The sequence below is a fragment of the Pantoea sp. NGS-ED-1003 genome (assembly GCF_000738765.1).
GTDB lineage: Bacteria > Pseudomonadota > Gammaproteobacteria > Enterobacterales > Enterobacteriaceae > Pantoea > Pantoea septica.
This window is the reverse complement of record NZ_JPQA01000039.1, coordinates 1-1,903: the sequence shown is the minus strand read 5'-3', so window position 1 is coordinate 1,903 and position 1,903 is coordinate 1. Positions and strand designations below refer to the sequence as shown.

At 49.9% G+C, this 1,903-nt stretch carries 3 protein-coding genes; all 3 read right to left on the bottom strand.

Translation table 11 applies throughout. From position 1 onward, the window contains the following. The coding region (locus JS46_RS22675; RefSeq protein ID WP_033756073.1) for a phage tail tape measure protein at window positions 1–1,230 on the bottom strand (1,230 nt) is incomplete at its 3' end. Window positions 1,231–1,371: 141 nt separating this feature from the next. Continuing rightward, complete coding sequence (locus JS46_RS22670) at window positions 1,372–1,641, bottom strand: phage tail assembly protein (RefSeq protein ID WP_010246514.1); 270 nt, start codon at window positions 1,639–1,641, stop codon at window positions 1,372–1,374. Beyond that, a partial coding sequence (locus tag JS46_RS22665; protein ID WP_033756069.1) for a phage tail tube protein occupies window positions 1,638–1,903 on the bottom strand: 266 nt, incomplete at its 5' end. The genes JS46_RS22670 and JS46_RS22665, both read right to left, overlap by 4 nt.

Below are 1,903 nucleotides of genomic sequence, written 5' to 3'. Positions count from 1 at the left end.
ATTAATACCCAGCAGCCCCAGCTTCATTCCGACGAAACCAGCGGCGATACCAAATGCTCCCCGGATTACCTTTGGGTTTTTTTCGGCAAATTCACTGAAGCGCTGTGACATGTCACCAAGCCAGCCCGCGAGTTTTTTTGCATCCCCCGAGAAAGCACCGCCAATTGCCGCTAAGCCATTGACCGCCGTTCCCGTCATTGAATCCCATAGGTTCGTTAAGGTATTCAGCTGAGCATTAACTCGCATGTTCAAACTGGCTTGTTTTTCCATTTTTTTCTGAATCTGGTCATAACCGCTTTTTCCATTACGAATGAGCGCACCAAGAACTTTTCCAGTCTCATCGTCATCACCAAATATTTGTTTAATTATTTTGGTTTGGTTTTGAGTGGACAGACCTTTCAGCTTATCAAGCTGTTTAAATAAGTTATCTATACCCCCAAACTCACCCTTGCCGTCAGTGAAATCCAGTTTCATTCCCTTGCGGCTAAGCAGTTTATTTGCAGCCCTCATTTTTTTAGTATCAAACCCTGCCTGAAACACCTTCCTCAGGGCGTTACCCGCCGAAGCCCCCTCCATCCCCATCTGATCCATCATGACGGCTATAGGTGCTAAGGCTTTAGATGCCGTCAATCCATCCTTACTCACCAGTTTTAAGACTGAACTTGTCCCTGAGAAGAATGCAAGCATATTGGTATCATCGACGCCCAGATAAAAAGCCTTCTGGATCGTGTCGAATAATCCCATCATATCTTCTGAAGCAGTGCCGGTAGCATCCTGCATTTTTGCAGCAAACTCTGCAGCCGCTTCAGGCGTTTTCTTAAGCTGAACTGCCAGATAAGCGGAAGCCTCACCAACACCACTCAGGATGTTCTGGGCTGGAATACCCTGCCTGACAAGCATCTGCATCATGTTCTGAAAGTCAGCAGTAGTGCCTGGCAGTTTATTGCCGAGGCCTATTGCCAGCTTGTTAATTTTCGCGAAATCAGAACTTACCGCTCCGCTTGAGTCCATCATGGCAACCTTCAGGCCTGTCGCTGCATCCTCCTGCTTCGCAAAAGCAATCAGCGATCCGGTTAGTCCGGCAGCAAGACCACCTGCCATCGCCATGGCTCCCTTACCTGCCTCCTCCGCATCCCGGCGAAAGCTGCGCAGGTTTTTTTGCATTCTGCCAAGTGCAGGTGAAAGCCTGTCAACGCCAGTAATAAGCGCTTTCAGTTCAAATTCAGCCATTGGCTTTTCGCTCCCGTTCTATCCGGTTCGCCTGATCAATAAGCAATTGCAGGCTTTTTAAGTCCTCATTCAGGACTTCCAGAGGATTTATGCGCCAGTAACTGGCGCAATCAAAGTACAGATTCAGCAGCTCTTTAGCTGTCAGGCCTGAAGGAAAAAACCTGCCACTACCCAGCCAGCAGCATTAAGGTCTGACGGCGACATATCATCGACCGAACTCGGCGGGATGCCGCCCAACTGGCTGATGTATTTAGCCACGACATGCGCCAGCAGCTTCACCGACTCATCCTGATTCATCTGGTAGGGATAGCCCAGCTCACGGACATCCTTGCCCGTTGGATCGCGCAGCTCCAGCACATGGATAGTTTCGCCGTGTGCCGTAATGGGTTTTGAAAGCTGAAGTTCACTCACTGATAGAATCCTTCTGAGCCGTGGAATTCGAGGTCTACCGTACCCTCTTCCGCATTGTGGTTTGCTTCACCGAACTGGAACGCTTCAGACAGCACGTAAACCATGCCGTTAGCCAGTTCAGCGGTAATGGTCATCTGGTCTGAATCCATCAGCTTGGTGACCGGAAACGCCTTCGGAACCTTGAAGGTGCCTTTGACGTAAGGCGCTCGGTGCGTCTCTTTGTAATCCACGTCACCGGCAAGGCCGATCACGTCATCACGCA